The 5,752-nt window shown below is 67.5% G+C and carries 3 protein-coding genes; all 3 read left to right on the forward strand.

Translation table 11 applies throughout. The features are described 5' to 3' along the window. A partial coding sequence (locus NTX40_05475; GenBank protein ID MCX5648532.1) for a glycoside hydrolase family 15 protein occupies positions 1-2,211 on the forward strand: 2,211 nt, incomplete at its 5' end. A 184-nt stretch (positions 2,212-2,395) separates the two neighbouring features. Next, on the forward strand, positions 2,396-4,429 hold the full coding sequence (locus tag NTX40_05480) for a glycogen debranching enzyme N-terminal domain-containing protein (protein ID MCX5648533.1): 2,034 nt from the start codon (positions 2,396-2,398) through the stop codon (positions 4,427-4,429). Between the two features lie 16 nt (positions 4,430-4,445). Next, positions 4,446-5,752, forward strand: a 1,307-nt coding sequence (locus NTX40_05485) for a hypothetical protein (GenBank protein ID MCX5648534.1), incomplete at its 3' end; no start/stop codon positions are given.

Raw genomic sequence — 5,752 nt, forward strand, 5'->3', positions numbered from 1 at the left:
GGGAAGTTGGCCTGGACGAGCGACGAGGGGTGGAAGAAATCTCTGCGGTATCTGAAGGAGACGCTGGTCACGAGCGTCAGCCTCCGGCATGAGGGGCTCCGCGTCCGCCTGTACTGCAACGACGTGGTGGATTTCAACCGCAACGTTTACATCAAGCGCATCCGCGTCACCAATCTGGCCGATGAGCGGCGGGAAATCCGCCTCTTCCTCCAGCAGGACCTGTCGATGTTCGGCACGAAAGTGGGGGACACGGCGTACTACGACCCGCGCCTCAAGTGCATCTTGCACTACCGCGGGCGGCGGTACCTGCTGGCGAGTTTCTCCCGCACGGGGCCCGACGGGAAGGACGTGCACGGCGTCGAGATGTTCGCGACGGGCGTCTGCGGATTCCGCGGGGCCGAAGGCACCTGGCGCGATGCTGAGGACGGCCGGTTGGGCGGCAATCCCATCAGCCAGGGCGCCGTGGATTCCACCATCGGCCTCGCGCTCACTCTGGAGCCGAAGGCTTCCGAGGACGTTTACTACTACCTCGTGGCCGCCTACTCCTACGAGGAGGTCAAGGAACTCCACGACGTCGTCAAGGATCGGACGCCCGCGCGGATGCTCAAGCGGACCACCGGCTATTGGCGGGCCTGGGTGAATGGGCCGGGCTTCAACTTCGGCAACCTTCCGGTTCAGGTCCGCCGGCTGTTCAAGCGCAGCCTGCTCGTTGTCCGAAGCCAGATTGACAACCGCGGGGCCGTCATCGCCGCCAACGATTCCGACATCATGCAGTTCTCCCGCGACACGTACTCCTACATGTGGCCGAGAGACGGCGCCCTGGTGTGCCACGCCCTCGACCTGGCCGGCTACCCTGACATCACGCGGCGGTTCTACGACCTCTGCCGAAATTGTATCACGGACGAGGGTTACCTCCTGCACAAGTACAACCCCGACGGCACGCCGGCTTCTTCCTGGCACCCATGGATCGTGGACGGTAAGGAGCGCCTCCCGATCCAGGAAGATCAGACCGCGCTGGTCCTCTGGTCGCTGTGGCGTCACTTCTGGATGTACCGCGACGTAGAGTACGTCCGGCCGCTGTACCACCCGCTGATTCTGAGAGCGGCCGATTTCATGGTCAACTTTCGCGATCCGGAGACGCACCTTCCCCAACCGTCCTATGACGTGTGGGAAGAACGTTACGGCATCCACACGTTCACGGCCGCGGCCGTGTACGGCGCGCTGGTCGCCGCGAGAAACTTCGCCCAGGTCTTCGGCGATGCTCGCCATGCCGAACGCTACGACCGCGCGGCGGCGGAAGTGCGGGAGGGGATGGCCAAGTATCTCTGGAACGAGCGTCTCGGCCGATTCATCCGCCGGCTCGTGCCCACCGATTCGCCCCAGGCGAAATGGGAAGAAGACGTTACCGTGGATGCGAGTCTCTTTGCCGTCTTCAAGTTTCATGCCTTCGAGGCCGACGACCCGCGCGTCGAGAGCACCATGGACCAGGTGGCCAAGACCCTGTGGGTCAAAACGCCCGTCGGAGGCCTGGCGCGCTACGAGAACGACACCTACCATCGCGCCTCCGGCGACCGCCGCGGCGTGCCGGGCAACCCCTGGTTCGTCTGCACCATCTGGCTGGCCGACTACTACATCGAGAAAGGGGCGACCGTCGAGGAACTCAAGCGCGCCGTGCCGATCTTCGACTGGGTGGCGACGCATGCTCTCGAGTCCGGCATCCTGGCGGAACAGGTCGATCCGTACACCACCCGGCCACTCTCGGTCAGCCCGCTGACGTGGAGCCACGGCACGTTCATCATGACGATCGTGAAGTACCTCCAGAAACTCGAGGACCTGCACCGCTGTCCGACCTGCGGTCGCAGCGTCTTCCGGACGGATCGCGGAGGGCGGCACCAGATCCGCAGCCATTCCTGGATCCAAGCCCATGAGGTCTGGGAGGTGGACGAACAGACGCCCGACCTCGTGGCCGTCGGGGCGTTCGGCGAGGACGGGCGGCGCGTCACCGTTTCCGTCAACACGCGGGATTGCGTCGGATGCGGCGTGTGCATTGCGCGGTGCCAGGCCAAGATCTTCGAAATGTGCAACGACAAGTCGTTCATCAACCTCCAGCGATTAGCCGCCTGCACGCTGTGCCGCGAGTGTGAAACCTATTGCCCGATTCGCGTGATCACGCTGAGCGTCGAATCGCCGGGCGAGGCCGGCAAGACCTGAGCGGGGTTGGAATAAGCAAGCCCAGGGACTGGAGTCCCTGGGCTTGGTGGCGACCCGCAATATAATCTCCCTCTCCCCTTGTGGGAGAGGGAAGGGGTGAGGGGGATGAAAATCGCGCGGCGGCCTGGGAAGTTTACCCGCCGGGGCGGGGCCGCCACCCGACGAGGTTTTTGCCGGAGACACGATGCACCGCGACGCCCAAACCCTGCGCGACGTGGACTGCGCCCTGGCCACCGAGTGGTTGGCGGCCGACGGCGCCGGGGGATATGCGTCCTCGACGGTTCTCGGCTGCGGCACGCGGCGCTATCACGGCCTGTGGGTTCCCGCGCTCGCGCCCCCCGTGGATCGACGCGTCGTCCTCGCTCACGTTCAGGAACGCCTCGCGACCGACACGGGCGAGGCCTATCTTTCCACCTGCGAGTACGCCGATGGGTTCCATCCCGATGGGTTTCAGGCCGCGGAACGGTTTGAACTCGACCCGTTTCCCCTTTTCGTGTCGCGCGTCGGCGAGTTTACGGTCGAGCGCGACGTGCTCCTTCTCCGGGACGGGGCCGGGGTGTGCCTGAATTACCGGGTGCGCGGGCCGGGGCGGTGGATGCTCGAGGTGGCGCCGTTCCTGGCCGCGAGGCCCATCCACCACCTCATGCACCGCCACGAGAACTTCCGCGTCGAAGCGCTGCCGGACGCCTGCGGCTTCCGATTTCTTGCGGAGGGGATGCCCGGCGTCTTTCTCTGGACGGATGCGCGGGCCGACGTCTCGGTGGAGCCGACGTGGTACTACGGCGTCCTTCGCCGCACGGAACGCGAGCGAGGCTTCGACCATGCCGAGGACCTTCTGGCGCCGGGCCGATGGAATGTGAACGGCACGGGGCCGGCCGAGTGGAGCCTCTTCTGTTCCTTTGATCCGCCCCGGCCGATGGATGTCGCGACCGAGAAGAAGCGCGAACTGGCCCGCCGCCGCGACCTCGTCGAACGCTGGTTGAGTGGCACGGCCGGCCTTGTTCGGCCGTGCGCAGCGCACGGCGGGACAAGACCCGCCGTGCCACACACGCAAGAGCGGCTCGCGCGGCTGGTCCTCGCGGCCGACGCGTTTCTCGTCCGTCGGTCGGTCGGCGGCAAGGACTTGGCGACCATCATCGCCGGGTATCACTGGTTCGGCGATTGGGGCCGCGACGCCATGATCGCCCTCCCGGGCCTCGCGATGGAAACCGGCCGGCTCGATATGGCGGAGCGCGTGCTCGAAGCCTTCGCTTCCTCCGAGAGCGACGGGCTTGTCCCGAACCTATTCGCCGAAGAAACCGGACGGCCGGAATACAACACCGTGGATGCCAGCCTCTGGTTTCTCCAGGCGGTGGCGGCCTACGTCCGCGCCGGCGGCCGGGCCGATTTCGTCCGCCACACCCTGTGGCGTGCGGCTTGTGACATCTGCGAACGGTATCGGACCGGCACGCGCTTCGACATCCGGGCCGACGCCGACGGCCTCATCACCGCCGGGTCCGCCGGCACCCAACTGACGTGGATGGATGCCGCCAGTGCGGGGAGCCCTGTGACCCCGCGCTACGGCAAGGCCGTCGAAATCAACGCCCTGTGGCTTTCGGGTCTGGCGCTGATGGAGGACATGGCGGATAAGTTGGATTTGGAGGCGCCGTTGGCCGTCGCCGATGGGCAGCGCGCGAGGCAGGCCTTTGAGCGAGTTTTCTGGAACGAGGCGGACGGGTGCCTCTATGATTGCGTTCGGCCGGACGGCGCCCCGCGGGCGATGATGCGGCCGAATCAGATCCTGGCGGTCGGCCTGCCGCATGCCCCCCTCGCGGGCCGGCGCGGCCGCGCCGTCGTGCGGCGGGTGAGGGAGACGCTCCTGACGCCGCGGGGCATTAGGACGCTCGCGCCTTCCGACCCGGCGTACTGTGGCACGTACACGGGCGGGCCGGACGCGCGCGACGCGGCATACCACCGGGGGACGGTCTGGCCCTGGCTGCTCGGACCATACGCGGACGCCATCTTTGCGGTCGAGGACGCGGCGTGCGCCCGCGCCGAAGCGGCGCAACTGCTCGACGGGCTCCTGGATTCCCTGGACGAGGCGGGGTTGGGGCAGATCAATGAGATATTTGACGGCGACCCGCCGCACCGGCCCCGAGGCTGCATCGCGCAGGCTTGGAGTGTCGCAGCGGCGATCCACGTCTGGTGCCGCCTCGAAGCCGCCGGCGGCAGGTTGTGAGGGGAGGAATCGCCTGGTGAGAACATTGGCGTTCTTGCTTGCGACCGTGCTGGCGGCCTCGCCGGCCTTCGCGCAAGGGGCCGACGTGACGGCCACGCTCGACCTGACGCAAGGCTGGGCGCGGGCGGGGGCCTACGTGCCGGTGCGCCTCCGGGTCACCAACCGGACGGACTCGGTTTTCGAGGAGGTCCGCGCGGCCTCGGGCGGGCCCATCGCGACGGTGGCGCCTTTCCGCGTCGCCCCCGCGGCGACGGAGGAAAAGACGGTGCCCGTTTTCTTCACGGGCGGCGACCTGTCGTTGGCCCTCGAGTTCCTGGCGGACGGCGCTTGTCTTGCCCGGACCGCGGTCGGCCCGATCGCCGTCCGAGTTGTGCCGGACGACGCGGCCCTCGTGGCGGTCGAGGCGGGGCTTTCGGAACCGGGGGACGCCGTTCGTCGCGCCGTACGCGAGATGTGTGACGCACAGACCGTCGAGTTTCTTTCGCTTGCGGCGGACGACCTGGCTCAGGTCGCTCGCTGCGGCGCGCTGGACGCCGCGGTCATCGACCGGCTGCCTCGCCCGAGCGGTCGTCTGGCGATCATCTCCTGGGACGGCCGAGGCGAACCGGCGCCCGCGGCGCCGGCGTTTCCGGCGGGCTCCCTCGCGATCGTCCAGCCGGAAGTGTATCGGCTGTTTGCCGAGGAGGTTTGGCCGAAAGCGGAATGCGGTCGGCTTTGGCTCTGGCTGGGGGTCACGACGTTTGCGGTCTTGGCGGTCGGCCTGACAATGGCGCGGCGGCAGGCCTGGCTGGCCGCTGGCACGCTGGTTGCGTTGGCAGGCGTGGCGACGGTCCTGATTACCGTCTTCGGCGAGGTCGTGCGGACACGCGTTGTCGAGGCGCGCGTCTTCTACGTCGGTCAGGGAGGTGCCGGTGGACCGTCCGTCGCCGTGGAACGTTTCACTCATCTGGCCTCGCGCGGCGCGGCAGCGCCGGTGATATTGGACCGTGAGGATAGCGACGCGCTGCCCTTGCCCCTCCTGCGAAGCGCGGGGGACCTGTTTCGCCTTCAGGGTGATCTTCGCCTCAGCCGTCCCATCGTGTTTATGGGCAAGACGTCGCTCGCGATGCTTCACGTTCTCGAAAGGGCCGAACGCGCGCCCTTTGAGACCGCAGCAGATTTCGAGAAGGCCGACCTCGCAGCCGTCGCCGGCCGCGCCGACGTCGTCAGGGCCCTGTGCGTCGCGAGAATGGAAGGCACGGACGCCTCGGGCGCCACGAAGCCTCTGGCGGCGTGGGCGGCAGAGTGGAAGGCCAGTGAAGACTCGGCGACGGCCTATGCCGG

Source organism: Planctomycetota bacterium, from assembly GCA_026387035.1.
Lineage (GTDB): Bacteria > Planctomycetota > Phycisphaerae > FEN-1346 > FEN-1346 > JAPLMM01.